We start from the raw sequence: 26,350 nt of genomic DNA, 5'->3' as shown, positions 1-26,350 counted from the left end.
TGGTATCTAGAAACCAGGAGCGATCGTTTTTCATGCGAGAGTGGATTACAGCAGAATGAAAAAGTAGTTTATCTTTGGAGGTAAAAGATGTATCATATATTTTGTCGTATATATAATACAAAATGGTGATGGAGAGCTGACAATGAAGAAATTGAAGAGTTTACGTCTTAAAATTTTACTTGGTTTCTCGGCTGTTTTGGTGTTGTTCGTTGTAATGTTTGTTTTTATTTACACGCAAGTAAACGTTTTCAATGGGAGTGTCAAACAAATTGTAACGAGTGATGTCACGAAGTTGGTTATTGATGAAAAGCTAAGCGGAAATATACAAAAACGGATAGCCTTGGTAAGGGGTTATATCATATTTGGGGATGCGGATTATAAAAAAAGGTTCTTGGAAACTACGGAAGAGAGCAAGGAGTACCAGGAACAACTTTTAGCTATAACGACTTCGCAGGAAGCGAAAGATCTAGTAGCAAAAAGTGTTCAGTGGAGGCAGGTAATTGAACAAAAGTTATTTCCTGCTTACGACAGCGGCAATAAGGAATTGGCTATCCAAATTTTAAAAGATGAAGTAACTCCTAAAGGACGTGAAATTGACGAAGGCTTTAACAAATTAGCGCTGACCAGAGAATCGGAGATTCATGAACTGGGAAGTGTGTTGTTATCTAGCGGAAACCGTTTGGAGTTGAATATTGGAACTCTTTCTATCATCGCCATAATCATAGGAATAATACTGGCTCTTTTCATTGCGAATCAAATTGTATCCCCGATTATTAAAGTTGTTTCCAGAATGAAATCCATTTCTGCAGGCAATTTAATGGAGGATAAAATGATAACGAATGTGAAGGACGAAATCGGCCAATTAATCCACGCTTCGAATGATATGGCGGAAAGCTTGCGTGACATTATTGTGCAAGTGAGAATAAATTCTGAGCAAGTGGCTGCAGCAGCTGAAGAGTTAACAACAAGTGCTGAACAAACGAGTCATGCCACAGAGATGATCTCCATCACGATGCAAGATATTGCGTCGAGTACTGAAAAAGAAGTTCAAAGTGCGGAGGAAACTTTAGAAACGGTGAGTGAAATATCCGATCGTGTGCAGCAAATTGCGAGAAATGCGCACTCTGTCACAGATGCGGCTATGGAAGCGGCAGAGAAGGCAGCGCAAGGCGGGGGTGCCATAGAGACGGTTGGTAAACAGATGAGTGCCATTCATCAGACCGTTAATGGTTTATCGAAAAATATTAAAGGTCTAGGCGAACGTTCCCAAGAGATTGGGCAGATTATTGAAGTGATGGCCGGCATCTCCATGCAGACGAATCTACTGGCCTTGAATGCAGCTATTGAAGCAGCTAGAGCAGGAGAGCAAGGACGCGGTTTTGCGATTGTTGCGAATGAGGTTCGTAAATTAGCGGAGCAATCGGCCAATTCCGCTGAGCGAATTTCTCAATTAATCGGTATGATTCAGGAGGAGGCAGCTAAGGCTGTTCAATCCGTGGAATTTACAACGAAGGAAGTAGCTGTAGGCATCGAAGTGGTTAATACAGCAGGAGAGTCGTTCGAGCATATTGAGACTGCTATCCAAGAAGTGTCAACTCAGATCCAAGAAGTGTCATCTGCGGTTCTTCATGCAGCCTCGGGCACGGAACAATTGGTTCACGCCATGCAGTTCATTTCCGAAGCTTCGGGGAATATTGCTGCAGGAACGCAAGAGGCATCCGCATCAGCCGAGGAGCAATTAGCATCCATGGAGGATATTTCGTCCTCAGCTGCAAATTTATCTACGATTGCTGAAGAATTACATGTCATAATTAGACAGTTTAAAGTTTAAAACATGATGGTGTCCTAAAGCCAAGAAGTTGGCGTGAGGGGCACTTTTTTACTTATTCGCCGGGTAAACTTGATTATTTTCAAATAAACTCTTTACTTGGTCGGCCATAAACTGAGTGGAATGCGGCATTTGATGGCGTATCCACCACTCCACAATGCCAATGAAAGCTGAGGCCATGAATTGTGCTTTCAGCTCAAGATCGATGTCCGGCTGATTGTCCGGCTTTTTCATTTTAACCATCAGATTGACAGAGATAAAATTCAGCAGTTGTTCCCGGAATAGAAAAACTCTTTGATTGGAAAACATGGCGGAGAAGAAGGGAAAGTTATCGTGAAAATAATCAAAAATCGGTTTGGGCTCCTGCACCATGCCTTGCGAAACCGAAGGATTCTCCCGCTTTGTGCAAAGCGAAATTAATTCATTGATATGATCTTCGATGCATTTGTCTAAGAGGTCGTATTTGTCACTATAATGCAGATAAATGGTGCCGCGGTTCACATTGGCGCGCTCGGCGATTTCGTTGATGGTAATCTGTTCAAAATCTTTTTCCGAAAAGAGTTCCAAAAATGACTTGGTGATGGCTTGCTTCGTTCTGAGTATGCGGCGGTCGGTTTTAACTACGTTTTCCAACTTAGTGTTACCTCCTTTCAGATAATCAACAATTGTAAGGGTGATGTTGGATATCTAACAAATCCGCATCAATCAACCATTGAGTAATCCGATCTTCTGTCTATAATATTAATCAACGGCCGTTAAATATTCAACACGTGTTAAATATATTCAACATTGAAGGAGTGTTTAACGATGGAAAATGTACAAGGTAAAGTGGTCATTATTACAGGAGCATCCAGTGGAATAGGTGAAGCTACAGCGAAAATGTTGGCGCAACATGGCGCAAAGGTAGTATTGGCCGCCAGACGAGAGGAACGCTTGCACACGATTGTGGATGAAATCAAACAGGCTGGTGGCGAGGCTGTTTCTGTAAAAGCCGACGTCGCTTCAGCTGAAGATATGCAGCAATTGGCCAAGTTTGCCTTGCGTGTATATGGCCGAATCGATGTGCTGGTGAACAATGCAGGCGTCATGCCGAGTTCCAGGATGAATGAGTTAAGAGTAACCGAGTGGGATCAAATGATCGATGTGAACATCAAAGGCGTTTTATATGGAATCGCCGCGGTACTGCCTGCGATGAGGGAGCAGCGATCTGGACATATTATCAATCTGTCTTCTACTTCAGGTTATCAGGTGTCACCAACATCGGCTGTATATGCGGCTACCAAGTTCGCGGTAAGAGCCATTTCGGAAGGACTGCGGCTTGAAGAATCGGCGACTTCGAATATTCGATCGACCGTGATTGCACCGGGTCTGACAAAGACCGAACTGTTTGACAGCATTACGAGCCCTGAAGTGCAGGCGATAGCCGGTCAAATAAGCGGCTTGGGGATTTCTCCTAATCGTATTGCCAGAGCTATCGCATTTGCCATTAACGAACCGGATGATACGCTGATCAGCGAAATCATGGTTAGACCCACCGCTTTAGCTTAATCAAAAAGAGGCTGCCGATAACAAACGATCGGCAGCCTAATCTCTTTTTACAAAAATCTTATTTCGATCCAACCGTAAATCTTTGGTTGACATGCTTAGGATTTTCGATTTCATCGAGTAGCGCAATTGCGTAATCAGCGTAGCTGATATAGCTTTGTCCTTGCGAATTGACAAGCAAGTGATCTTTTCCTGTCGTATACGCCCCGGTCCGAATGCCCTCTGAATCAAAAAAGGCGGAAGGGCTGATATAGGTCCATACGATGTTAGCTGCGCTTAGCAGTTCGTTAAGGTTTTCTCCCATATTTTTGGCGGTACTTAGGTATAAAGCCGGGAAATTTTCCGTATCGAAAAGTCGTGTTGTTTTCTCCTGGTCAACGAATAAACTGCCAGCTCCGCCCACCACGACTAATTTGGTATGTGTGTTAGCTTGTAAGGCTTGAAACAACACTTTACCAGCCTCGACATGCTGATGCTCAAGTCCCGGCGCGGCGTTGAAGGCATTTACAACAACATCATAAGGCTTCAAATCGTCAGCTGTGAGGTCAAAAATATTCTTTTCTACAGCGTGTACATTGCGTTCTTCTACTTTGGACACACTTCTAACAAAGGCCGTTACTTCATGCCCTCTTGAAAGGGCTTCTTCCATAATGACTTTACCCGCTTTTCCTGTTGCTCCGATGATGGCGATTTTCATTGTTTTTCCTCCTAAAAAGGTTAAGTTATTTGTAATAGTTATTGTTACAACATGGTCGAAAAAAAGCTCGTACTACTTGAAGATATGATAGATAACATCTTGTAGTGTTTTATTTCTAAGCTCATTTTCCATGGCAGCTTTCACACTTTCAAAGGTCACATCCAAAGTTTGTTGAATTTCCCTGCCGACTGTACAATTGGGATTCGGATTATCATGGATATTGAAAATCTCTGACTCCAGTTGGACGGATTTATAGATATCATACAAGGTGATTTCGCTTGGACTTTTGGTCAGGGCAAACCCGGCAACGCCCACTCTTGAAGATAGTAAGCCGGATTTTTTCAACATGCTGGTAATTCTTCGAATGACAACGGGATTCGTTGAGACGCTTCCTGCAATCATATCGGAAGAGGCCTTAGGGTTTGTATGAACTAGAGACATTATATGAATGGCAACGGAAAGACGTGTGTTAACCATGATTATCACCTCGCGAAGGAAGTGTCTTGATGAAAGGATGAGGCTTCTTTCCATAGGACACGTTTACCCCATTATAGCAGATAAATGAGCTTCTAGCTTCCACATGGTCATAGCAGTGCCGCCAATTTTAAAATACACTACATAAATATTCACTCCTTTTGTTAATCTCGTCCTACATGTAACAATAATAGTTACATGTGTTCTTTTTGTCAACCTGTTGCTTTTGTTTTAAAGAATTTAAGAAAGATTTAATTTTTAGCCCCATATCTTTTTAAATAAATTTCTCTATCCTTGATTAAGCGGCAGGTCATAGCTGCTATTGGACAAATGAAATTTATAGGGGTGGGAATGTAGGATGTCGATTACCATTTTGATCGCTGATGATGAGACGGAGATTGCCGATCTTATCGAGCTTCATTTAGAGAAAGAAGGCTACCGATGCCTGAAAGCAGCTGACGGTCAGGAGGCTATAGCTGTCTGTGACACACATGTCATTGATTTGGCGATTTTGGATATTATGATGCCTAAACGGGATGGTTATGAAGTAACCAGGCAGATTCGAGAGAAGCATCACTTCCCTATCATTTTTTTAAGCGCAAAAACGTCCGACCTCGATAAGATTGCGGGATTGGTAAGAGGAGCGGATGATTATGTGACCAAGCCATTCAACCCGATGGAGTTGGTAGCGCGAGTTAACGCGCAGTTGAGGAGATCAAAGCAATTCATTCTATCGACGCAAACGGCTAGACCCGTTTTGGAGGCCAGTGGATTGTTCATCTATCCCGAAGAACGTACTGTTTTTTTATATGGCCAACCCATAGAATTAACTCCGAAAGAGTTTGATATCTTATATCTGCTAGCCCGGCATCCCAAGAAGGTTTTCAGTTCGGAGCATATCTTCGAACAAGTGTGGCGTGAGACCTACTACGAGGGAAGCAATACAGTCATGGTGCATATTCGCTCTCTTCGGAAAAAGCTGGAGGAAGACGTACATAAAACCAAACGGATTAAAACCGTCTGGGGGGTGGGGTACTCCTTCCATGGCTAATATGTTCCGCAGCTTTCGATTTAGAATGATTTTATGGTTTAGTTTAAGCATGTCACTATCAGCGACGATTACCTACATCCTTTTTAAAGCCCTTCAATCCTATTACTACACGACCAAGTTTGAGAATCCCTTAACGAAAGTTCGATATTTCATAAGAGATATCGGGGATATCAATTTTTTTCTCGTCATTTTCCTTCCTCTCTCCTTTTATTTTTTCTATCTTTCCACGAAACGATATGCGACTTATTTTCATGTCATATCCAATGGAATTAACCAACTGGCGAAAGGTGATTTCAACCGCCGAATCCGTCTGTCCTCCAAGGATGAATTTGGAGATGTGGCTAGAGACATTAATCGGGCAAGCGAGAAGCTGCAGCAAGCGATGGAAAGGGGCGATTTTGCGGAAAGCAGCAAGGAACAATTGGTACTGAATTTGGCTCATGATTTGCGTACGCCTCTGACTTCAGTGATTGGTTATCTGGATTTCATCCTTCAATCGGATGGACTAACGGGGGATCAAACGAATCACTATACGCGCATTGCTTACACGAAAGCACAACGATTGGAAAAGCTGATTGACGAGCTTTTTGAAATCGCTCGAATGAACTATGGCACGCTTCCTCTCGAGACAAGATCGATCGATCTCAACGAGCTTCTCTTCCAATTATCGGAGGAATTATTTCCTGTCGTATCTAAAAAAAACGTAACAGTCAGAATGAATATTACTCCGCATTTGCTCGTTTGGGGTGACGGAGATCTGCTGGCACGCGTATTTGAAAATCTTCTGACGAATGCCATTCGCTATGGCGCAGATGGGCAGTTTATCGATATTCTTGGCCATTCGGACGGAGGAGAGGCAGTGATCCAAGTGGTCAATTACGGAGATTGTATTCCGCAGGAGGAGCTGCCGCATCTTTTTGATATGTTTTTTACAGGGGATATGGCCCGGACGCATGAAAAAGGCGGTTCCGGGTTAGGCCTGTTCATCGTGAAGAATATCGTTGAGCAGCATCATGGCACCATCACAGTTCAAAGCAATTTAATTCGTACGCTATTTGAAGTCCGAATCCCTCAACGTTGATATCGCCTACCAAGGCGGTGTTTTTTTCTGCTAAGACTTTAGAAAAACTTTAAGTTTTACCCAGCTTTTTTTTAAAAAGTTCATCTTAATCTACATGTAAGAGAGGAGGGAACAGATGAAAGGTTTACGTAAGGATGCTTCAGTGGCATGGATGTTTCTTGCGCCGAGCGGTATCGGATTTGCGCTATTCTACCTGATCCCGTTTGCCATGGGATTGTACAATTCCTTCTTGGATAGTACGGTAGATAGCCGCTTTGTGGGATTGGATAATTACCGTGCGCTGATTGCAAGCGACTCCTTCCGAAAGGCAGCACTCAACACGTTTTACTTCAGTGTTGTTAGTGTTCCGCTTATGCTTTTTCTTTCGCTTAGCTTGGCGCTGTTGTTAAACCAAAATATTTATTTTCGCAATTGGCTTCGTATGGCATATGTACTGCCGCTTGTCGTTCCTGTTGCTTCGATCCTGCTTGTCTGGCAGATTTTATTGGACTGGAACGGCTCTTTGAATGCCTGGTTATGCAGCTACGGGATCGCACGTGTGGATTGGATGAAAACGGATGATGCCCGAACGGTCATCATTGTTGTGTATATATGGAAGAACATCGGCTATAACGTGATTCTTTTCTTGGCGGGGCTTCAGCAAATTCCAAAGGATTATTACGAAACCGCCAAAATCGAAGGCGCTGGGTGCTTACGGCGGTTTGGCAGTATTACGATGGTCTATCTAACATCCACCATATTTTTTGTAGTCATCATGTCGATCATTAATTCGTTTAAAGTATTCCGGGAAACGTACCTGATTGCGGGTGATTATCCACATGAAAGTATCTATATGCTGCAGCATTATATGAACAACATGTTCACGTCGTTGGATATTCAGAAGCTGACTGCATCGGCGATTTTGATGGCCGGCTGTATCCTTCTGATCGTCATAGGCATGTTTAAACTAGAGCGCCGGTATCGGCAGTTTATGGAGTAGGGGGAGGAGTCGTGCTTGTTGCTGGTATCCTGCGAAAAATTGCGTTAACGATTGTTATGGGCGTCATAGCCTTCGTGTTGTTATTTCCTATTGTTATCACTTTTACCAATTCATTAATGACTGCCCAAGAAATCAGCATCAATTACAGCACTATTGGGCAGATGAACAAAGCGGCTCGTTTCGTGAATCTAAAATTACTCCCGGATCAAGTGACCTTGGAACAGTATGGCAAGGTGTTAGTCGGCAGCCCTAGATACTTGGAAATGTTCTGGAATTCGGTTTTTATGGTCGTACCGATTATCGCAGGCCAGAGCTTGGTAGCATCGCTTGCCGCTTATGCCTTCTCCAAGCTGCGATTTCGCGGGCGAGAGCCCTTGTTTCTCGTATATGTCTTTACGATGCTGATGCCGTTTCAAGTGACTCTGGTGCCTAATTATATGATGGCGGATAAGCTGGGGCTTTTGAATAGTCCGAGTGCGATCATTTTACCAGGTATTTTCGCAGCCTTCGGCGTGTTCATGCTTAGACAGTTCATGCTGGAAATTCCATATGCCTATATGGAAGCGGCCAAGATGGATGGAGCCGGTCATTTGCGGATTTTCTACACCATTATTGTTCCTATGATTTCGCCGGGTTTGGCTGCCCTAATTCTTCTTTTATTCGTTGACTATTGGAACATGGTGGAGCAGCCAATTGTTTTTCTGGAAGATCCGTTCAAGCAGCCTTTGTCCGTCTATTTATCCAGGATAAGCGGCGAGCCGGGGATTGCTTTTGCTGCATCCGTGCTCTATATGGCTCCGATGGTGCTGCTGTTTCTGTACGCGGAATCGTACTTCATAGAAGGTATTCAATTGTCTGGCCTCAAGGGTTAGTATTGCGAAAAGTATATAGGAGAGAAGAAAGGGGGAACGGGGTTGGAAAAGGAGCCGGCTGTATCTGGCCGAAAGAAAAGCATTCAAGTTGTATTCCTTGTTTTTATGGGATTACTTGCGTTCTTTTCGCTATTCAGTAATACCTTGCAGTCGTTAGCATTACCGAAAGTGAGAACGGAAAAGCCGGTGAAAGGGAGTCTTGTATTTACAATCGAAGGCAGCGGCAGCCTACAACCTTTCTATGAGGCTAAACTGTCGAATACGGCCGGGTGGAAAGTGCAGCAGATTCTCGTTAAAGGAGGTGATCATGTCAAAAAGGGGCAATCGCTCATCCGTTATGACAGCAAAGTGGCTGAACATGAGCTGGAAGACGCTATAACCAACTTGGACAAGCAAAACATCGAGCTTCAGAATGTGCAAGACCAGTTCATCCAGTCAACCATGGACGGGGACGACATCAAGATTCGAACGGCAAGGCGCGATCTTGAGACGAGAAAGCTCGATCTGGCTGCGCAGGAGCGCAAAATTAACGGATTTAGAGATGCTCTGGCAGCCTATAAGGAAATGAAGGCTCCGTTCGATGGCTTTATAACGAAAGTAAATGCTACGGAAGGGCTGGTTTCGGCGGGAGAATCGGAGATCCTTATCACGAACAGTAGCCTTGGCTACCGCTTCGATCTATCCGTTGATTCAACTCTTCTGTCCAGCTTAGGGATGTCGGCGGGAGAGAAGGTAGAGGTCGAAGTACACGCTGGTCAGGAACCCTATACGCGTATCATCAACGGTACAGTTGATGAAATGGCGGATGCAGAATCTCGAACCGTAAGCTCCTCTGATGGAGAGGCAGGCAAGACGATAACAGTGCCTCAGAAGGTTCTTCGCGTGAAGGTCGTTGATGCTGAATTGAACGGGGGTGAGGAGGTTCGAATCAAGCTGGAGAAGCGATCGGGTAAAGAGGGATGGATGATATCGAATGAAGCGATTCATCAGGATCGAGAAGGTATGTTTGTTTATAAATTGGAAGAGATGAGAAATGCGCTGGGCAACGAATTCATAGTCCGTAAAGTCAGGTTGCAATACAGCGAAAGAAATAGCAAAGAAACGATGGTTCAATCCGATAGCCTTTATGAGGAAGATATGGTGATCTTGGAGAGCAGTGAGCCTTTACAAGATGGAAACCGAGTACGTCTGGAGTAATTAAGCATGCAGATGAGAGAGAATGATAGGAGGATTCATACGATGAAGAAGTGTCAATCAATCATAATTATGAGTTTTTTAATGGCGGTAGCGACCGCGTGCAGTTCCGGAAGCAATGATGACTCAGAGGCAAGCAAGGAGGTCACAGGATCAGGGTCGGCAAAGGGGAAAACGGTCGTTACGATGTCTTTACAAGCGGCAAATCCTTATTTCCAGACACTAGAGAAGAAGTTTGAAGAAAAGTACCCTGACATCGACCTTCAAATTCAGTTTACGAATGATTATGAGAAATACCAGAAGACGACGAATGCAGCTCTGCTATCAGAAAAAGGGCCTGATATCTTCGAAATCAGTTCACTGCCAATCGGCGAGTATTTGGACAAAAAGCTTCTGCTGAACATGACTGACCTCATGCAACAAGACCAAACAGTGAATAAAAGTGATTTGCAAACAAATGTGTTGGAGGCCTTAAAGTTAAATGGAGGTTTGTATACGATTCCTTCTGGTTTCTCTCTGCGGGCTTTCGTCGGTGATGGAGATATTCTTGAAAAAACGAAGGTTGACGATAAGAACTGGACCTGGAAGCAGTTTGCGGAGACATCGAAGAAAATGGGGCAAAGCGGCACGGAACGACGTTACGCATTAGCCAATGATCCGCCAGAAATTCTACTGCAAGAAATGATGGTCGATCATTACGCACAATTTGTTGATCATACAGCGAAAAAGGCAACATTCGACTCCCCTTTGTTCATTGAAGCGATGCAGCAAATTAAGAAAATGTATAATGACAAAGTCATGACCTCGGAATCAGCGGATGTAGGCAAGCAAATGTTCTATTCTACCGTTTTGCGATCACCTGTAGATTTTATAGATGGTTTGCATCAGTTTTTCGCCAATCCGAAGCTGCTGCAAAAACCTGAACAAACAGGTGGAACTCGGATTGTCACCTCGACCCAGCTTGCTATTCAAGCCAAATCTCCGGTGAAAGAGGAGGCTTGGAAGGTAATTGCCTTCTTGTTATCGGAAGAGGGGCAGTCTCTGCAAGACAGAGAAGGCTTTTCACTGCTTAAGTCTGTGAATGAGAAGAAATTAAACAGCATTCAGGAACAGGTGAAAAGCGGTACGTATAAGCTGAAGGACGGGAAAGTGCCTAAGGTGTCGGATGAAGAATTCAATAAGTTCAAACAGCTCCTCAGTACGGCGGATAATTATCCGATGGTAGACGGCAGTGTGATCGCCATGATAGGGGATGAGGCTAGAGCTTTCTTTGGTGAGCAGAAGTCCGCGCTGGAAGTAGCGAAGCTGATCCAGAGCAAGGCAACAACCTTCTTGAACGAGTAGGGTACATGACAGAGCAGTGCCTTCATATAAACCGACTTTTTCAAAACCTCGCAGCCTCTTCCCTTGAACAGACGGCATCCATGGAAGATATCTTTCAAGCCACTGAGGAATTGCAAAAAATGAGGTATGAGCTTAACGATTTGGTTAGGATGTTTAGAGTTTGAAGTAAACAGAAGATCCTCAGCACAGAGCTGAGGGTCTTTTTTTGTCGCGCCGCACCTTGGTGAACAGTGGTATAATCAGTTTTGTTGATCATGATCTCATAGAAAGTTGAGGCAGAGTTTAAATGATTACAAGAATGATTTATCGAGCGGAATTTCAAGAGGGGCAAGTATCAACAGGTGTAAAAGCGTTAGAAACAAGTGAGCAAGCCAAGCAACGCATCATGCAAGGTGAGTTGATGACCGCTGCTGCTTATGTGTGGAGAAATAGTCTATTCCTCTATTATGAGTGTATAGACGTTCGGTTAAGTCCTCTTGAAATCGCCGGTGCAGCTGTGCCCTATCTGAAGGACTGGCCTGGTCATGCAGAACCGCGCAAGTGGATTCCAATGATTGACGTGTTCCACTTTAATGAGCCGGCGGATACCGAACACTGGCTGCGCAAGGAGCGGGTAGAAAAGCGTGTCGGGCGAGTTGCGCATTTGAAACCTGAAATGATCAGCAGTTATATCTATTATCATTATCAGCTTCAGGAAGAGCGGTCGTTCACAGGGGACAAATACGAAATCATTGCGATGCACGAGAACCTGCTGTTTGGTTATCAAGAGTTTCCAAAGGTTATTGAAGAGCCGGTTGTACCTGGTCGTTTGAAAACAAAGGGAACTCCCGAGAACTGGCAGGATTCGCGCATGGATTTGCACTTCCAGCCTTGGGAAGAAGACGGCTATCTGTACTTCAAACAGATTGAACCCATCTTTGCGTATTACTTAGGCGACTACAAATGAATTAAGCTGCATGGAGGAATAACAACGTGGAACAACGTTTGGAACAGTCCAAAAAGATCTACGCCATGCAACTGGCTACGATTTTTCTAGGCTTCATTGTGTTTGGCTTTTCAGAAAATATTAAGGGACCCGCGATCCCGCGCATTCAATTCGATTTTATGCTGAATGAATCGCAGCTTGGAACACTGCTGTCTCTCAACGCGCTGGGTTATCTCATCGCTTGCTCCTTCACGGCTTTTTTAACCCGCCTATGGGGAATTAAAATCGTCAGTATCGCTGCTTTTAGCGTGATGATCCTTTCAGGTGTGTGTATCTATTTATCTAAAAGTTTTCCAATGTTTTCCTCTTCCTATTTTCTCATGTATATCGGCAACGGGATGCTGGAGATTGCACTCGCGATTCTGGGGGCGAGAATCTTTGTGAAAAATACGGGAACGATGATGAATCTCACGCATGGCTTCTATGGACTTAGTTCCACGGTTGCTCCGTTGATTGCGACAGGACTTATGTCTGTAAGCGTATTCGGGCATATGCTCGATTGGCGCGGCATGTATGTGGCCATGCTTTCATTGTCGATACTACCCATCCTTTTTGCATTGCGCAGCTCCTTTCCTTCCGATGAAGTTGCCCATGAAGACCGGGTTCCTTTGAAAACACTGATGCGTGATCGAGTTCTGTGGTTCATGGTCCTGATTCTTTCATTTGGCGTTGTATCGGAGCTCGCGGTAGGCGGGTGGTTAGTCAATTTCCTGGAAAAAGCGTACAAGTGGGAAGATGTGAAGGCTTCCGGCATGCTTTCTGCCTTTTTTCTTTGTTTTACGCTTGCAAGGTTAATTTTGGGTCCGATTACGGATAAAATAGGATTCATTTTGTCGCTGATTATTTTCTCTGGATTTTCTGCGGTATGCACGTTTGGTGCTATAGTGGGCGGGGAACCACTTGCCTTCCTATTCGCAGCGGCGGGAATCGGGATCGCGATGATTTATCCAACCGTTATGGCTTTTATTGCCAAAAGGTACCCGAACGGAACCGATACGGCCATTACATTCACGGTTACGCTCATGGGCGTCGGCAGTGTCATCGGCAACTATCTCATTGGCGGCGTTATTGAATTGGTCAAAAACGGGGTTGGATCGGACACGCAAATCGGCTTGATTCGCGGTCTCCAGACCGGATATGGGTTCATCGGGTTGTGCGCTGCGATCTGCGCAGTTTGCAGTTTCATTTTGTACCTCATTTTAAAAAAGCAAAAAGAGCTTATCTGAATCTAGCAATTTGTGGTACGATTCTTACATAGTATGGAGAGGAGTTTTGAAGATGAGACCGAAAGTTTTTCTTGCAAAGCGAGTTCCAAGTGAAGTAGAAGCGTATATTGCACAGCACTGCGATTATCGAAAATGGGACAGGGAAGAAGAAATTCCTCGTCAACTGCTTTTAGAGGAGCTGTCCGATATGGACGGACTCTTAATCTCCGGCGGAAGCATTGATCAAGAATTGCTGGATCATGCGCCGAAACTCAAAATTGTAAGCAATGTGTCGGTAGGCTACAACAATTTAGATACAGCGGCCATGAAAGTCAGAGGTGTTATGGGAACGCATACACCGGGCGTATTGGATGAAACGGTGGCCGATACGGTGTTCGGGCTTATTTTAGGCGCAGCAAGGCGAATACCGGAACTTGATGCTTACGTGAAAGCCGGCAAGTGGAAAAAAGGAAGCGATGATCACATTTTCGGCATCGATGTTCATCACGCCAAGCTCGGGATTATCGGCATGGGGCGCATCGGGGAGGCTATAGCCAGACGGGCGAAGTTTGGTTTTAATATGGAGGTCATGTACTATAATCGCAGCCGGAAAGAAGAAGCTGAACAGAAGCTGGGTGTGGTTTACCGGTCGCTGCAGGAGCTGCTTCAAGAGTCTGACTTTGTCGTGTTAATGACGCCGCTGACAGCTGAAACGACCCGTTTAATCGGCCGCGAAGAGCTGGCGCTTATGAAGAACACCGCCATCTTTATCAACACGTCCCGTGGTCAAACCGTGGATGAAGAAGCACTCATTGACGCATTGGAAAAAGGGCAGATTCGCGGAGCGGGTCTTGATGTTTTTGAACAAGAACCGGTAGATCCGGAGAACAAGCTATTGAAAATGCCGAATGTTGTCACCTTGCCGCATATCGGATCGGCCACACATCAAACACGTTTTGATATGGCGATGCTTGCCGCAACGAATTTGGTGAAGGGTGTTCAAGGGGAAGTGCCGCCGAATCTTGTGGCGGAGTTGAAGTAAGGAAAGCCTGACGGATCAAACTTGATCTCCGTCAGGCTTTTTTTATTTTGTGGCCAACCGACCTCTCATCCATCCAATCAGTACCACGCTTAGCGGATAAACAATGCCTATGAGGATGGCGAGCGGAATGTAAGTGTGGTTATCCCATTTTTGTTCGAATGCGCCATTGGGGTAAACGACAAGAGCCAGGACGGTAACGATTAGCCCAATGGGCGTACAAAGCGATTTGTAATCGCGTAGTTGAAATGTGTGCGCTAAACCTCGAAGTGTTGTATGAAAGTACATGGATGTTTTGAAAAAAATAGAGACCAGCCATAAGAAGGCTACGACAACTTCGATGCGCTGCAAGAAATTGCCGATGGAGATTCTTTGCGCCAAGGCATAACTGGGAAACGATTCCATGGCCGTCGTATCTGGTCCTAACACCAACACACTGGATACCACAAGCAAGAGCAAGACGAGTCCGCTTATCACAACGCCAACAAGGTACCCTTTTGCAGCTCTTTTTACATTTGAAACTTGATTGATAATAGGGCCAATCGTAATAAATAAAGGAATATACGTAAAACAAAGGATTCTGATCACACACCTGGTAATCGGAATGGCGGTTGCCTCTCCAATCGGCAAGAGATTGTTCGTGTCCATATTCGGGATATTCATAGTCATAAATAAGGCAAACAACAGGATGAGCCAAGGAAAGAAAATTTCAGCCGTTCTGAGGAAAACAACCAGTCCTAGCTTGGCTCCCATCATGACTACCAGCATGAACAGGATATTAATGGCCTGGATCGGCGTTGAAGGCATAATTTGATTGCTCATGAAATGGCCGACGTAAAAAACGTCCTGAGCGCCAAAAATAAGCGTCAGAAAAGTGAGGCCTAAGGTGATCGTTCGGCCCAGCCACTTGCCAAAAACGAGGTCGTTGATCTCGAAGAGAGATGAGACCGCATATTTTTTCGCCACTGCTGTATAAAGGAGGGTCAAGATTGCGCCCAGACCTATGCTAATCACAAGTGGGATCCAGGCATCCTGTTTGGCATCCGCGGCTATCGACGCTGGTATGACCAGGATAGCTGTACCTATGGAATAAAGGATGACGATGATCATGAGTTGCCGTGGTGTGATGGACTCTTTGCCCATGCAAGCACATCCTTGTTTAGCTGTTTTTAACTTTTTTTCTGCGCATGTAGCCGATGATGATGAGCAGACCGGGATGCAGGCAGCCAAAACATAAGCCAAGAGGTACCCAAGTATGTTGGTCCCATTCGTGGATGTAAGCTACATTGGGGTATACCATTAAAGAAAGCACGATCACGATGAGACCTGTAGGCGTTGCAAGTGATTTATAATCTTGGAGCTGAAAAAGGGAGGCAATGGCTTTGAGCGCTACGTGAAAATAGAGCGTCAGCTTAAAATAAATGGATATAAACCATAGGAAAGCGACCGTAACCTCAATCCGTTGCAGAAAATTCCCAACGCTAATTTTTTTGGCTAGCGCATAGGTGGCATAAACATGTCGTGATGACTGGTCCGCCCCCATCACCAGAATGCCAAGTAATGTAACGATGATCATCATGACTCCGCTTGTTATCCCTCCGTAGAAGAAGGATTTGGCGAACCTTGAAGGGAATCTGGCCTCTTTGGAGGTTAAACAGAGCGTGAAAACAATTGGGAAAAACGAGTACACGATCATAAACATAGCTGGACGAGCAATGGATATGAAGCTTGCTTCCCCAATTGGAAGCAGATTTTTAATATTAGACTGCGGAGCTACAAAGATCACCAATAAGAAAAACAACAAGACAATCCATGGAAAAAAGATTTCCCCGGTCCTCGCTAAGATAACCACACCCAGCTTTGCGCCAATAACAGTAAAAGTAATCATGAGTAAATGAATGGATTGAATAGGTGTCGTAGGCATGATTTGGGTCGTCATGAAGGCGCCAATATAGAATAGCACCTGAGCGCTTATAATGAACATGATGTAGATGTAGAGAAGTGTTACCGCTTTGCCCAGCCATTTGCCCAATACATACTCATTCATATCAAATAGGGTCATATCCGGATACATCCGAGCTAACTTGACATACATCCAAATGAAGAGCATTCCTGCGCACACCGCCGTAATTCCGGAGATCCAGGCATCCTGTTTGGATTGTGCAGCCAAAATGGAGGGGACGACAAGGATCGTTGTCCCCAGCGAAATCAAGAAAATAAATATCATGAGCTGCCGAGCGGTTAAAGTACTCTCGTTGTTCATGCTCTGCCTCCCTATGCCGAGCCCAACTTATTTAATTAACCCCATCTGCAATAACAGCTTGCTTAATGGAGCCATAAGAAACGTAATGCCATCGCCTGGATTTGGAAGTATTTTTCCCATCCCTTTGAACGTAGCAAGCACATTGCCGATCAGCATGAGAATAACGTACAACCAAACCGTTTTCCTGCATCCTTGCTTCCACAAACGCGGAAGTTCATACCACGCAATCAGGATAGAAATCAAAAGTATACTGATGCCAATTAACATGAAGGCTACTCCTTTGCATCATTGACTACAGAATCTCCCAAGGTACCTGTACCTCTCACTTTGGCAACCACATTCATATGGGGATCGATCTGCTTAAAGACCTGTTCCCAATTATCCTTGACTTTGTTCCAATAGGTCGGATCAGCCCGATGGACAGCTTCCCCGAAACCATAAATATCCGTCCCTAACTGCTGCGTCTTCTTAATGGTTTTCTCCATATTGGATTTAAAAAAATCAGCGTATTGTGCATCCAAGTAGGCGATCGTCTCTGTTTTGAATAGATTGATTTTACACTCTACATCAGAGACATTTCCTTCCGTCCGTGTGTTGATATAAATTTCAGGTTTATCGTTTTTGATAACAGCGTGTATCTTGCTTTTGACGCGGGCAATATCGATCCCAATGTTCCCGCCATCGGGACAGACGAGGTGGATGGAAGAGCGCATGGATTGATTCGTAATGACGGAGTATGCGCGGGACTCTTTCTCGTTCAACCATCCAACGAGTTTATCTTTTTTAAAGACTGCGTTGCCCGAATATTGCAGCTTCACGCGGGGGGATGTGTAGTCGATATTGTTATTTCTCTTGCCCGTCGTAGGATCACCTACAATTTGTATGCCGGAGACAACGGAACTTTTTCCTGGGGTTACGAGACCGCTCGATAATTGATCGAGTTTAATTGTGACGGCAGAAGTCCACTCTTTTTTGGCTGCTTCTAGAGAATTGAAGATATAGTTGGCTGGAACTTTCTCTAGCGGTGTCATGACGCTTAGTAAGTCCTTGGCTGTGTTGTTTCTGGCAATGACAACGTCAAAATCCGTCCGGAATTCGCTTCCCCTCATGAGATAATCCATCGCATTAACGATGCCTTTGGAGGCCAGATCTTCAGAAATCACAAGGATGCGGATATGGGCGAAATAAATGTTCCTTGAAATCGACGATGTCAATCTTCGGACAGCTTCATTCAAAGTCACGCCTTTGGAAGAGTAGACGATGATGGGAACTTCGGCATTCCCTTTTTCCTTCGTTACACTCCGCGGGTTCACAATTTGAACGGTTAATTCAAACTGGCCATCTGAGATATCGATGCCGACACCTTCTGCAATCGCGATATCGTTCAGTTCTCTGCGGCTCCAACAGCCGCTTAATAAGAAAATGATGAGGAGTAAGCAGGCGGTTAGTCGCATCCGGGATATCAATGACCTCGTGCCTCCCTTAAGGTCGGAATGGTTTTCTTTTTGCTTTCTTCACAACGTTATTGGTATGGACCGTACGAACTCGGGAAAATAACGACTGAAAAGGCATCCGAAACAAGGCATCCTTTTGTTTGTTTAATTCCAGAGGAGCAAAAGGGCTTAGATAAGGCACCCCAAATGATTGTAAACTGTTCAAATGTAAAATTAACCCAAGTAGTCCGGCCAGTATCCCGAAAAATCCGAACGAAGCCGCTAAAGCCATCAAGGGAAACCGCAAGATGCGAATGGCGTTTGATAAGTCATAGGAAGGAAAAACGAAGCTGGATATCGCGGTAATGGATACCACGATCACCATCGCCGCCGAAACAATACCGGCTTCAACGGCTGCTTGCCCAATGACCAATGTCCCGACGAAGGACAGCGCCGAACCGATGCTTCGCGGCATCCGCAGTGCGGCTTCCCGCAGCACTTCGAAGGTGATTTCCATCAGCAAAGCTTCGATGAAAGCCGGGAAGGGAATGCCTTCTCGCTGCGCAGCAAGGGAAATGAGCAGCTGCGTCGGCAGCATTTCCTGATGAAACGTCGTGATGGCCACGTAGAAGGATGGCGCTAATAATGCGATGAGAAACCCCGCATAACGGAGTATCCGGACTAACGTGCTGATATCCACGCGATGATAATAATCCTCGGAAGCTTTGAGGAAGGTTTCAAACAAGGCGGGAGCGATCAGCACGAAGGGGGTGCCGTCGACGAGAATGGCAACTTTGCCTTGAATCAATTCAAGTGCGACGACGTCCGGACGTTCCGAGTTATAAACGGTTGGAAAAGGTGTGATGACTTCATCCTGGATAAGCTCCTCGATATTGCTGCTTTCGAAGATTCCGTCAATGTCAATCTGATTCAGTCGATTGCGGGCTTCCATAATAAGCGAATCCTGTGCGATCCCATGCAGATACATCAGCACGACGTCAGTTTGGGTCACATTGCCGACTTGAAAAGTTTCCACCCATAAATTCGGATCTTTAATTTTTCGGCGGATGAGTGCCGTATTCGTTCGAATCGATTCCGAGAAAGATTCGCGCGGTCCGCGGACAACAGTTTCAACATTTGTCTCTGTTACACCACGGTCTTTCCAGCCTTTCGTGCTTGCTGCAAGACCTGTCGTGTAACCGTTCATCAAGATAACCGAGTCGCCCGATAAGATATGATGAAACAATTTTTTCATATCGGAAACTTTCTGAATTTCACCAATCGTCAACGTATGTAATTCCAAGACGTCAAAAGGGTTTTGAGCAGGATCAATGTCCATGGTATCTGTCATCATAGCTCGCATAACGAAATCGTTAATGACATTCCCATCCACAAGGCCATCGGTGTATAAAATAGCGACGTCCTCTGTAATGGAGTTATAGGTAAACTCTCTAATCACAATATCTGTGCTGTTTCCGAGAGCTTGCCTGACATAATCCGTATTTTCCTGGATGGTTGCGAATAAAGGCATGGAAGCCGACGGTTCTACGATGGTGTTTGGTTTAGGAAGACTCGGATGTTTTTTGGAGCTCAGCCAACGAGCGAACATATGGTATTTTCTCCAAGCTCTAGGATGTTGTGCTAGTATCTTTTCCTTAAGTTTCCTGAGGTATGCGTGAGAGCAAAAAAGCGCGGCGTGAACATGTGGGTTTCAAGGAACACGGATTCGGGTATGTATGCTTAGGATGGTTCAGGCAACGATCAAAGGAGGAAAAACCTATGTACAACCATATTCTTGTTCCTATCGACGGTTCGCAGCAATCCGATCGGGCATTGGATCATGCGATTAAACTTTCCATGCACGGATATCCGAATGCGCGTATAACGATTATTCATGTGAGTCCTCAGATCATCTTGAACGAACCACTGATGAGTGTTCCGCTTAGTGACACACTGGCCGAAGAAGGACAGAAGATTATTGAACCTGCTTCGGCGAAATTGATGGAGAATAGGGTAGCTTTCAAAAGTGTGACATTGACCGGGGACCCGTCAACGACCATCTGCCATCAGGCTGATACAGATGGCCACGACTTGATCGTCATGGGCAGCCGGGGTGTCGGCCTCATGTCGGAAATTTTCCTCGGCAGTGTAAGCCACGGTGTGATCAAACATGCGAACTGCCCTGTCTTGATCATAAAATAAAGAAAAGCTGCACCTTCGGTTTGAGGCCGAAAAGGTGCAGCTTTTTTGTGCGCCAAATATGCAAAGTGGAACCAAATTTCCAGCATCAATTTGTGCTCTTGCGCGGCGGGTGAGAGGAGTGCCGCTCAACAAAACGGGTATCCACCCTGATTTTGGAGGTGGCCTCGACACCTTGCTCGATGGATTCGATCAGCAGATCAACAGCTAATTGAGCCATGCGTTTTTTCTCGACGTGAACGGTGGTCAACTCCGGTGAAATGATACGTGACTCCGAAATGTTGTCAAACCCAACGACGGATACTTGCTCGGGCACACGGATGCCTAGCTCCGATAACGTCTTCATAGCGCTAATGGCGATGTAATCACATTCGCAGAAGATAGCGGTCGGCAGCTCTCGGCCCGTTTCCATATACGTCTTGATTTGTTTCTTAAGATCTTCCTGAGATGACAACATGGTCGGCGCTACAGCAAAGATATGATCGGGATGGATTTGGAGTCCCTGTTCATGCAAAGCCTCATAAAAGCCAACTTTACGCTCCTCAAAGTTCTGAATCCGAACATTGGAAGCTATATAGCCAATTTCGGTATGTCCAATGCCGCATAGATGAGCCCCCGCTTGATAGGCACCCATGAAGTTATTCATGCTCACAAAATGAACTGGCAGCTTATCAAAGCAATTGTCGAGTACCACCAGGTGTGGTCCCAGGCGATTTGAAATATCGAGAATCTCCTCCGGACTAAGGTTATTGCCAAGTAAAATAATGCCGTCGCTTTGGTTATCCTCCGCAAGCATCCGAATTTCGCGTTCGAAATACTCCATATCTACCGAAGAGAATAGCAAAGAATAGCCTTTGGAGCGGCAGCGATCCTCAATATAATGAATCAGCTCTCTAAAAAAGGGCTGTTGGTAATACGCTTCAAGCACGATACCCGAGTTGGTGAAAACGAGAAATGAGAGTGATTTCACGGCGTTTTCGACAGCGGATGCCCGAGGCTTCGGAGAATAACCGCTTTCTCTGGCAATTTCAAGGACACGGTCGCGAGTCTCTGAGCTAATCCCCGTTTTCCCGTTTAGAGCCAGTGATACCGCAGATTTGGAAACCCCGGCCATTTTCGCAATGTCTTCCATTTTCAAATCAAACAATCCCCATTTACTAAATTAGTTGAGTGAGTTTAGTTTATCTTTAACGACGTGGAAATGCAACAATCCATTTAAAATTTACTAAACTTTTTAGATAAAAATAACTAAACTTTCATAAAAACAGCATTGACGTCCTAATATTGGCATGTTAGATTAAGTTTATTCATAAAATTAGCTAAACGAAGACTAAGAGATGTATATTCATTTTAGTTCCGTTATTACTCAAAAGTTTAGTTGTTTAGCTAAACTTATCAGGAGGCACATCCATGAAAAAATTAAAGCTGGGCTACGCGCCGACTCGCCGATTTGTTTTTAGCGCGGAAGATGCGTTTAAGTACAAAGTACTCATTAGGGAAAAAATCCAAAACTTCGGATTGGATATCGATATTGTCGATCTGGAGGGAATCAATTCAGAAGGTCTTCTCTATGACGATAACATTAACGCAGACCTCATCATCGATCGGTTCAAACAAGAGCAAGTGGACGCGGTATTTTTCCCGCATTGTAACTTCGGTACCGAAGACACAGTTGCACGAGTAGGCAAAGCGCTTGGCAAGCCTGTGCTGCTATGGGGGCCACGCGATGAAGCTCCGCTCGAGGATGGCATGCGGCTTCGAGATACACAGTGCGGACTATTCGCAACAGGGAAGGTGCTTAGACGCTTTAATGTACCATTTTCCTACGTGACGAACACGCGTGTGAATGATCCCGTTTTTGAAAGGGGTTTCTCAAATTTCATCTCGGCGGCGAATGTGGTTCGCCAGTTCCGTTCGCTGCGCATCCTGCAAATCGGACCGAGACCGTCGTCGTTTTGGACGATGATGTGCAATGAAGGGGAATTGCTGGAGCGTTTCGGTATTGAGCTGCACCCGATCACACTCGTTGACATTCAGCGTGCTACCAAGCGCATCGAAAAGGGGCAATCCTCGGAATTGGCGCAAGCGATGGACTACATTAAGGAGAAGCTGGACTGGTCGGAAGTGACGGAAGAGGACGTGAGGCGAATTGCCGCACTGAAAGTAGCCATGAAGCAGTACGCACAGCAAACAGGCAGCACGGCGATTGCCATTCAATGCTGGTCAGCACTGCAGGAAGCGATGGGCATTATGCCTTGTCTGGCGAACGCGATTTTGACGGATGAACAGATCCCGGTAACATGCGAGACTGATATCCATGGCGCGATTACCTCCGTTATGGTTCAAGCTGCTGGCATGAATGAAGCGCCGACCTTTTTTGCTGATTTAACGGTACGCCATCCGGAGAACGCCAACGGTGAATTGTTGTTCCATTGCGGGAACTTTCCTGTGTCTCTCTCTGTTGAAAATAAGCCTAAGCTGCGCAAGCATTTCTTGTTCGATGATCATGCGCCTGGCACTCACGAAGGTGAGATTAAAGGAGGCGGCATGACGCTGGCCCGTTTTGACGGCGATCATGGCGATTATCAATTATTCCTTGGGAAAGCCAAGGGAATTCAAGGGCCTTATACACGTGGATCCTATGTATGGGTTGAAGTGAACGACTGGCCGCTATGGGAAGAGAAGCTTGTGAAGGGGCCATATGTGCATCATTCCGTAGGCATTCATGCCAATGTCATTCCTGCTTTATATGAAGCATGCTCGTATATCCCGGGACTATCCCCTGATCCTGTTGATCCGACGGAAAGCGAAATTCAGGCTTGGCTGCGAGGCAAGGGCCTGTAAATAAGGAGGGTTTTATGGAAATCACAGCGCTTCAAGCGAAAGCAACGCAAATCAGGATGGATTTATTGCAGATGATTGCACAGGCTCAAACCGGCCACACGGGCGGTTCACTTAGCAATACAGATATTTTAACCGCACTCTATTATCGTGTGATGAATATTGATCCTGCGAGACCAAAGGCAGCAGATCGCGACCGCTTTATTTTAAGTAAGGGACATTCGGTGGAATCGCTATGGTCGATCCTTGCTGACCGCGGGTTTTTCCCAAAAGAGGAGCTGGCAACCTTCAGCAAATTCGGCACGAAGCTCATCGGACATCCGAACAATAAGGTGCCAGGCATCGAGATGAATACAGGTGCGCTTGGCCATGGACTTGCGGTGGCTGTAGGTATGGCGCTGGCCGCGAAAAAAGACGGTGCCGCCTATCGAACTTATTGCCTTATGGGAGACGGCGAGCAGGCGGAGGGTTCGGTATGGGAGGCCGCGATGGCCGGATCTCACTACAAATTAGATAATTTGATCGGGATCATCGACCGTAATCGGCTGCAGATCAGCGGCTCAACGGAAGATGTTATGGGCTTGGATCCGCTTGAGGACAAATGGGCGGCTTTTGGCTGGCATGTTGTTTCGATTGATGGCAACGACATGCAGGCTTTGATCGAGGCTTTTGAGGCCGTACCAGAAATTAATGGAAAACCGACGCTTGTCATGGCAAATACGGTGAAGGGCAAAGGTGTTTCATTTGCCGAAAATGTTCCACACTGGCATCATCATGTGCCTAACCAGGTTGAGTTGGAGAAAGCTCTGGCAGAGCTCGCCGCCACATTCGACAACTACGAGCAGAAAGGACAGGTGAGTTAAGATGAACACGATTCCAAATCGTCAGGTCATATGCGAGACTTTGCTCGAAAAGGCGCAGCACGACCGCTCTATTATGGTGCTTGCCAGCGATTCGCGGGGTTCGGCGGCGATGGGGCCTTTTGCCAAAGCGTTTCCGGAGCAATTCGTTGAGGTGGGCATCGCCGAGCAAAATATCGTCGGGATTTCCGCCGGGCTTGCCCACAGCGGCAAAAAGCCGTTCGTTACCTCGCCGGCCTGTTTCCTTAGCATGCGCAGCATTGAGCAAATCAAAGTGGACGTAGCGTACTCGGCAACGAACGTGAAGCTGGTGGGAATTAGTGGCGGCGTCAGCTACGGTGCGCTTGGCATGTCCCACCATTCCGTACAAGATGTAGCCGTTATGCGGGCGATACCGGGCATCGCAGTGATGATGCCGGCTGATCGGCATGAAACAAAGCGGATGACAGAGGCGCTCGTGCAGCACGAAGGCGGCGTTTATGTGCGAATTGGCCGCAACGCGGTAGAAGATGTATATGATTCGGACGATTACGAATTCATTATTGGCAAATCCGTGCAAATGCGCGATGGCAGCGACATAACAATCATTGCAGCAGGGGAGACGGTTCGTGTGGCTTTGGATGCGCATGAAGCCCTGAAGGAAGCGGGCGTATCCTGCCGAGTGATCAATATGCATACGATAAAACCTCTGGATGTAGAAGCTATTATTCAGGCGGCGAAGGAAACCGGGCATATCATCACAGTGGAAGAGCACAGCGTTCATGGCGGACTTGGCGCAGCTGTGTCCGAAGTCGTCGTTCAACATCAGCCCGTACCGATGCGGATCATCGGCATCCCGGACGAACCGGCGATTGCCGGGAAAACGGCTGAGGTTTTTGGCCATTATGGCATTAGCAGCAGCAATCTTAAGCGTGTGGCGCTTGGCATGCTCGGCAGACAGGAGTAATGACGATGGAAAAGTCCTATCTGCTCGCGATTGATCAAAGCACATCAGGAACGAAAGCGCTCATTATTAACCGCGCAGGGCAGATAACGGCTCAGAGCGCGATCCCGCATCGTCAGTACTATCCGCGCCCGGGTTGGGTCGAGCATGATCCTATGGAAATTTACGCCAACGTCATTCGATCTGCTCATGAAGCTTTGGCGATAGCCGGAGTCGGGCCAGAGTCTTTAGCTGCTTTAACGATCACAAACCAACGGGAGACAGCCGTGTTGTGGGATGTAACGACAGGGCTTCCCGTGCATGCCGCGATCGTATGGCAGTGCCAGCGAACGGCTGACCAGTGTGCCGTTTATCAGAAGGCTGGGCACGAGGAGCGTGTGCGCAGCAAAACGGGCTTGATGCTCGATCCGTATTTCTCCGCTGCGAAATGGGGCTGGATCCTGGAGCATGCAGAGGGTGTGTGCGAAAAGCTGGCCGATGGCAAGCTGCTCGCAGGCACAATCGACAGCTGGCTGCTGTGGAAGCTGAGCGGGGGCAAGACGCATGCGACGGATTACACGAACGCCAGCCGCACCTCGCTTTTTAATATCCACACGTTACAGTGGGATGAGGAGTTGTGCGGTCTCTTTGGCGTGCCGCTGCAGCTTCTTCCCGAGGTCAAGGGCTCGGACGAGATTTTCGGCTACACGGAAGACAGCGAATTATTCGGCGATTGCCGTGTACCCATCACGGGGGTCATCGGCGACTCGCAGGGAGCTTTATTCGGCAACCAGTGTTTTGAGAGCGGCATGGCGAAAGCCACCTACGGCACAGGTACTTCCGTGCTGATGAACGTCGGCGAGAGTCCGATTGCATCGGGCAACGGACTTGTGAGCGCTATTGCCTGGGGTAGAGGCGGCAAAGTAACGTATGCCGTTGAAGCCGTTATCCGCACCTCGGGTGACAGCTTGACCTGGGTTCGGGATAATTTGGGCTTGTTTCGTACGTTTGAGGAAATGGAGCAGATGCTTGAGCACACGCCGGATAGTGAAGGCGTATATTTGGTGCCGGCATTTGTCGGGCTTGGTGCGCCTTACTGGGACTCTTATGCCAGAGCATCCATAACGGGCATGAACCGGGGAACGACGAAAGCACACATCATTCGGGCTGCCATTGAAAGCATTGCTTTTCAAGTACACGACGCGGTTAAATTGATGGAAAATGAAACGGCCGTTGCGCTGCAAGAACTGCGGGCAGACGGCGGTGCTTCTGATAATGTAAAATTAATGCAATTCCAAGCTGATTTGTTAGGTAAAAGGGTCGTGAAATCAGAAATTGCTGAATTGTCCGCGCTAGGCTCCGCTTATTTGGGCGGTGTCGGAATTGGCTTTTGGCCTTCACTAGAAGCGATAGGTACAACCCGAGAAGGATCTATATCGTATCAGCCGAAAATGCTGCCGGAACTGCGCGAAGCCCATTGTTCGGGCTGGAAGAAGGCCGTTTCCTCCGTATTAACTAGGAATGCTTAGATGCAAAAA

At 46.3% G+C, this 26,350-nt stretch carries 25 protein-coding genes; 16 read left to right on the top strand and 9 right to left on the bottom strand.

The window, feature by feature from the left end; genetic code table 11:
• The first annotated feature begins 142 nt into the window (after positions 1–142).
• Positions 143–1,831: a methyl-accepting chemotaxis protein gene (locus ACKTT9_RS26020; protein WP_407868172.1), complete on the top strand. Its 1,689-nt coding sequence runs from the start codon at positions 143–145 to the stop codon at positions 1,829–1,831.
• Between the two features lie 48 nt (positions 1,832–1,879).
• Here the strand turns inward: ACKTT9_RS26020 and ACKTT9_RS26015 are convergent, their stop codons facing one another.
• On the bottom strand, positions 1,880–2,461 hold the full coding sequence (locus ACKTT9_RS26015) for a TetR/AcrR family transcriptional regulator (RefSeq protein WP_407868171.1): 582 nt from the start codon (positions 2,459–2,461) through the stop codon (positions 1,880–1,882).
• 174 nt (positions 2,462–2,635) lie between these two features.
• On the opposite strand from ACKTT9_RS26015, the gene ACKTT9_RS26010 reads away from it, so the two are divergent.
• The gene (locus tag ACKTT9_RS26010; protein WP_407868170.1) at positions 2,636–3,376 is read left to right on the top strand and encodes an SDR family oxidoreductase; all 741 of its coding nucleotides are present in this window, start codon (positions 2,636–2,638) and stop codon (positions 3,374–3,376) included.
• Positions 3,377–3,434: 58 nt separating this feature from the next.
• Here the strand turns inward: ACKTT9_RS26010 and ACKTT9_RS26005 are convergent, their stop codons facing one another.
• Together ACKTT9_RS26005 and ACKTT9_RS26000 are read right to left on the bottom strand one after the other, a co-directional pair.
• Complete coding sequence (locus ACKTT9_RS26005; RefSeq protein ID WP_407868169.1) at positions 3,435–4,070, bottom strand: NAD(P)-dependent oxidoreductase; 636 nt, start codon at positions 4,068–4,070, stop codon at positions 3,435–3,437.
• A 72-nt stretch (positions 4,071–4,142) separates the two neighbouring features.
• Positions 4,143–4,547 carry an Rrf2 family transcriptional regulator gene (locus ACKTT9_RS26000; RefSeq protein WP_407868168.1) on the bottom strand — a complete coding sequence of 135 codons (405 nt, stop codon included), beginning with the start codon at positions 4,545–4,547 and terminating at the stop codon, positions 4,143–4,145.
• A 355-nt stretch (positions 4,548–4,902) separates the two neighbouring features.
• On the opposite strand from ACKTT9_RS26000, the gene ACKTT9_RS25995 reads away from it, so the two are divergent.
• From ACKTT9_RS25995 to ACKTT9_RS25955, 9 genes are all read left to right on the top strand, one after another.
• The gene (locus ACKTT9_RS25995) at positions 4,903–5,595 is read left to right on the top strand and encodes a response regulator transcription factor (protein WP_407868167.1); all 693 of its coding nucleotides are present in this window, start codon (positions 4,903–4,905) and stop codon (positions 5,593–5,595) included.
• On the top strand, positions 5,588–6,676 hold the full coding sequence (locus ACKTT9_RS25990) for a sensor histidine kinase (RefSeq protein WP_407868166.1): 1,089 nt from the start codon (positions 5,588–5,590) through the stop codon (positions 6,674–6,676). Before ACKTT9_RS25995 ends, ACKTT9_RS25990 begins: the two co-directional genes overlap by 8 nt.
• A 115-nt stretch (positions 6,677–6,791) precedes the next feature.
• A complete protein-coding gene (locus ACKTT9_RS25985) occupies positions 6,792–7,655 on the top strand; it encodes a carbohydrate ABC transporter permease (RefSeq protein ID WP_407868165.1) in 864 nt (287 codons plus the stop codon).
• A gap of 11 nt (positions 7,656–7,666) precedes the next feature.
• Positions 7,667–8,527: a carbohydrate ABC transporter permease gene (locus tag ACKTT9_RS25980; protein ID WP_407868164.1), complete on the top strand. Its 861-nt coding sequence runs from the start codon at positions 7,667–7,669 to the stop codon at positions 8,525–8,527.
• A 42-nt stretch (positions 8,528–8,569) separates the two neighbouring features.
• Positions 8,570–9,724, top strand: a complete 1,155-nt coding sequence (locus tag ACKTT9_RS25975) for an efflux RND transporter periplasmic adaptor subunit (RefSeq protein ID WP_407868163.1) — start codon at positions 8,570–8,572, stop codon at positions 9,722–9,724.
• 42 nt (positions 9,725–9,766) lie between these two features.
• A complete protein-coding gene (locus ACKTT9_RS25970) occupies positions 9,767–11,065 on the top strand; it encodes an ABC transporter substrate-binding protein (protein ID WP_407868162.1) in 1,299 nt (432 codons plus the stop codon).
• Positions 11,066–11,351: 286 nt separating this feature from the next.
• Positions 11,352–12,011, top strand: a complete 660-nt coding sequence (locus tag ACKTT9_RS25965) for a hypothetical protein (protein WP_407868161.1) — start codon at positions 11,352–11,354, stop codon at positions 12,009–12,011.
• Between the two features lie 65 nt (positions 12,012–12,076).
• Positions 12,077–13,276 carry an MFS transporter gene (locus tag ACKTT9_RS25960; RefSeq protein ID WP_407873113.1) on the top strand — a complete coding sequence of 400 codons (1,200 nt, stop codon included), beginning with the start codon at positions 12,077–12,079 and terminating at the stop codon, positions 13,274–13,276.
• Positions 13,277–13,328: 52 nt separating this feature from the next.
• Entirely contained in the window at positions 13,329–14,297 is a 969-nt protein-coding gene (locus tag ACKTT9_RS25955) for a 2-hydroxyacid dehydrogenase (RefSeq protein ID WP_407868160.1), read from the top strand.
• A 42-nt stretch (positions 14,298–14,339) separates the two neighbouring features.
• Here ACKTT9_RS25955 and ACKTT9_RS25950 read toward each other — a convergent pair whose 3' ends face one another.
• From ACKTT9_RS25950 to ACKTT9_RS25930, 5 genes are read right to left on the bottom strand one after another with little or no spacing between them, the layout of a single operon-like run.
• On the bottom strand, positions 14,340–15,437 hold the full coding sequence (locus tag ACKTT9_RS25950) for an endospore germination permease (RefSeq protein WP_407868159.1): 1,098 nt from the start codon (positions 15,435–15,437) through the stop codon (positions 14,340–14,342).
• 16 nt (positions 15,438–15,453) lie between these two features.
• Positions 15,454–16,557 (bottom strand): endospore germination permease, encoded by a 1,104-nt coding sequence (locus ACKTT9_RS25945; protein WP_407868158.1) that lies wholly within the window; start codon positions 16,555–16,557, stop codon positions 15,454–15,456.
• A 27-nt stretch (positions 16,558–16,584) separates the two neighbouring features.
• Entirely contained in the window at positions 16,585–16,824 is a 240-nt protein-coding gene (locus ACKTT9_RS25940; protein ID WP_407868157.1) for a hypothetical protein, read from the bottom strand.
• A 5-nt stretch (positions 16,825–16,829) separates the two neighbouring features.
• A complete protein-coding gene (locus tag ACKTT9_RS25935; protein WP_407868156.1) occupies positions 16,830–18,023 on the bottom strand; it encodes a Ger(x)C family spore germination protein in 1,194 nt (397 codons plus the stop codon).
• A gap of 16 nt (positions 18,024–18,039) precedes the next feature.
• On the bottom strand, positions 18,040–19,599 hold the full coding sequence (locus tag ACKTT9_RS25930; RefSeq protein WP_407868155.1) for a spore germination protein: 1,560 nt from the start codon (positions 19,597–19,599) through the stop codon (positions 18,040–18,042).
• A 170-nt stretch (positions 19,600–19,769) separates the two neighbouring features.
• Between ACKTT9_RS25930 and ACKTT9_RS25925 the strand changes: the two genes are divergently transcribed.
• Entirely contained in the window at positions 19,770–20,192 is a 423-nt protein-coding gene (locus ACKTT9_RS25925) for a universal stress protein (RefSeq protein ID WP_407868154.1), read from the top strand.
• 85 nt (positions 20,193–20,277) lie between these two features.
• On the opposite strand, the gene ACKTT9_RS25920 is transcribed toward ACKTT9_RS25925, so the two are convergent.
• Entirely contained in the window at positions 20,278–21,327 is a 1,050-nt protein-coding gene (locus tag ACKTT9_RS25920; protein ID WP_407868153.1) for a LacI family DNA-binding transcriptional regulator, read from the bottom strand.
• A 272-nt stretch (positions 21,328–21,599) separates the two neighbouring features.
• On the opposite strand from ACKTT9_RS25920, the gene ACKTT9_RS25915 reads away from it, so the two are divergent.
• From ACKTT9_RS25915 to glpK, 4 genes are read left to right on the top strand one after another with little or no spacing between them, the layout of a single operon-like run.
• Positions 21,600–23,033 (top strand): L-fucose/L-arabinose isomerase family protein, encoded by a 1,434-nt coding sequence (locus ACKTT9_RS25915; RefSeq protein ID WP_407868152.1) that lies wholly within the window; start codon positions 21,600–21,602, stop codon positions 23,031–23,033.
• A 14-nt stretch (positions 23,034–23,047) separates the two neighbouring features.
• A complete protein-coding gene (locus ACKTT9_RS25910) occupies positions 23,048–23,893 on the top strand; it encodes a transketolase (protein ID WP_407868151.1) in 846 nt (281 codons plus the stop codon).
• 1 nt (position 23,894) lies between these two features.
• On the top strand, positions 23,895–24,836 hold the full coding sequence (locus tag ACKTT9_RS25905) for a transketolase family protein (protein ID WP_407868150.1): 942 nt from the start codon (positions 23,895–23,897) through the stop codon (positions 24,834–24,836).
• Positions 24,836–26,341 (top strand): glycerol kinase GlpK, encoded by a 1,506-nt coding sequence (glpK, locus tag ACKTT9_RS25900; RefSeq protein ID WP_407868149.1) that lies wholly within the window; start codon positions 24,836–24,838, stop codon positions 26,339–26,341. The genes ACKTT9_RS25905 and glpK overlap by 1 nt, the downstream gene beginning before the upstream one ends.
• The last annotated feature ends 9 nt before the right edge of the window (positions 26,342–26,350 follow it).

The sequence above is a fragment of the Paenibacillus sp. P36 genome (assembly GCF_045866505.1).
Taxonomy (GTDB): domain Bacteria; phylum Bacillota; class Bacilli; order Paenibacillales; family NBRC-103111; genus Paenibacillus_E; species Paenibacillus_E chondroitinus.
This window is presented reverse-complemented; position numbering and strand designations above follow the sequence as displayed.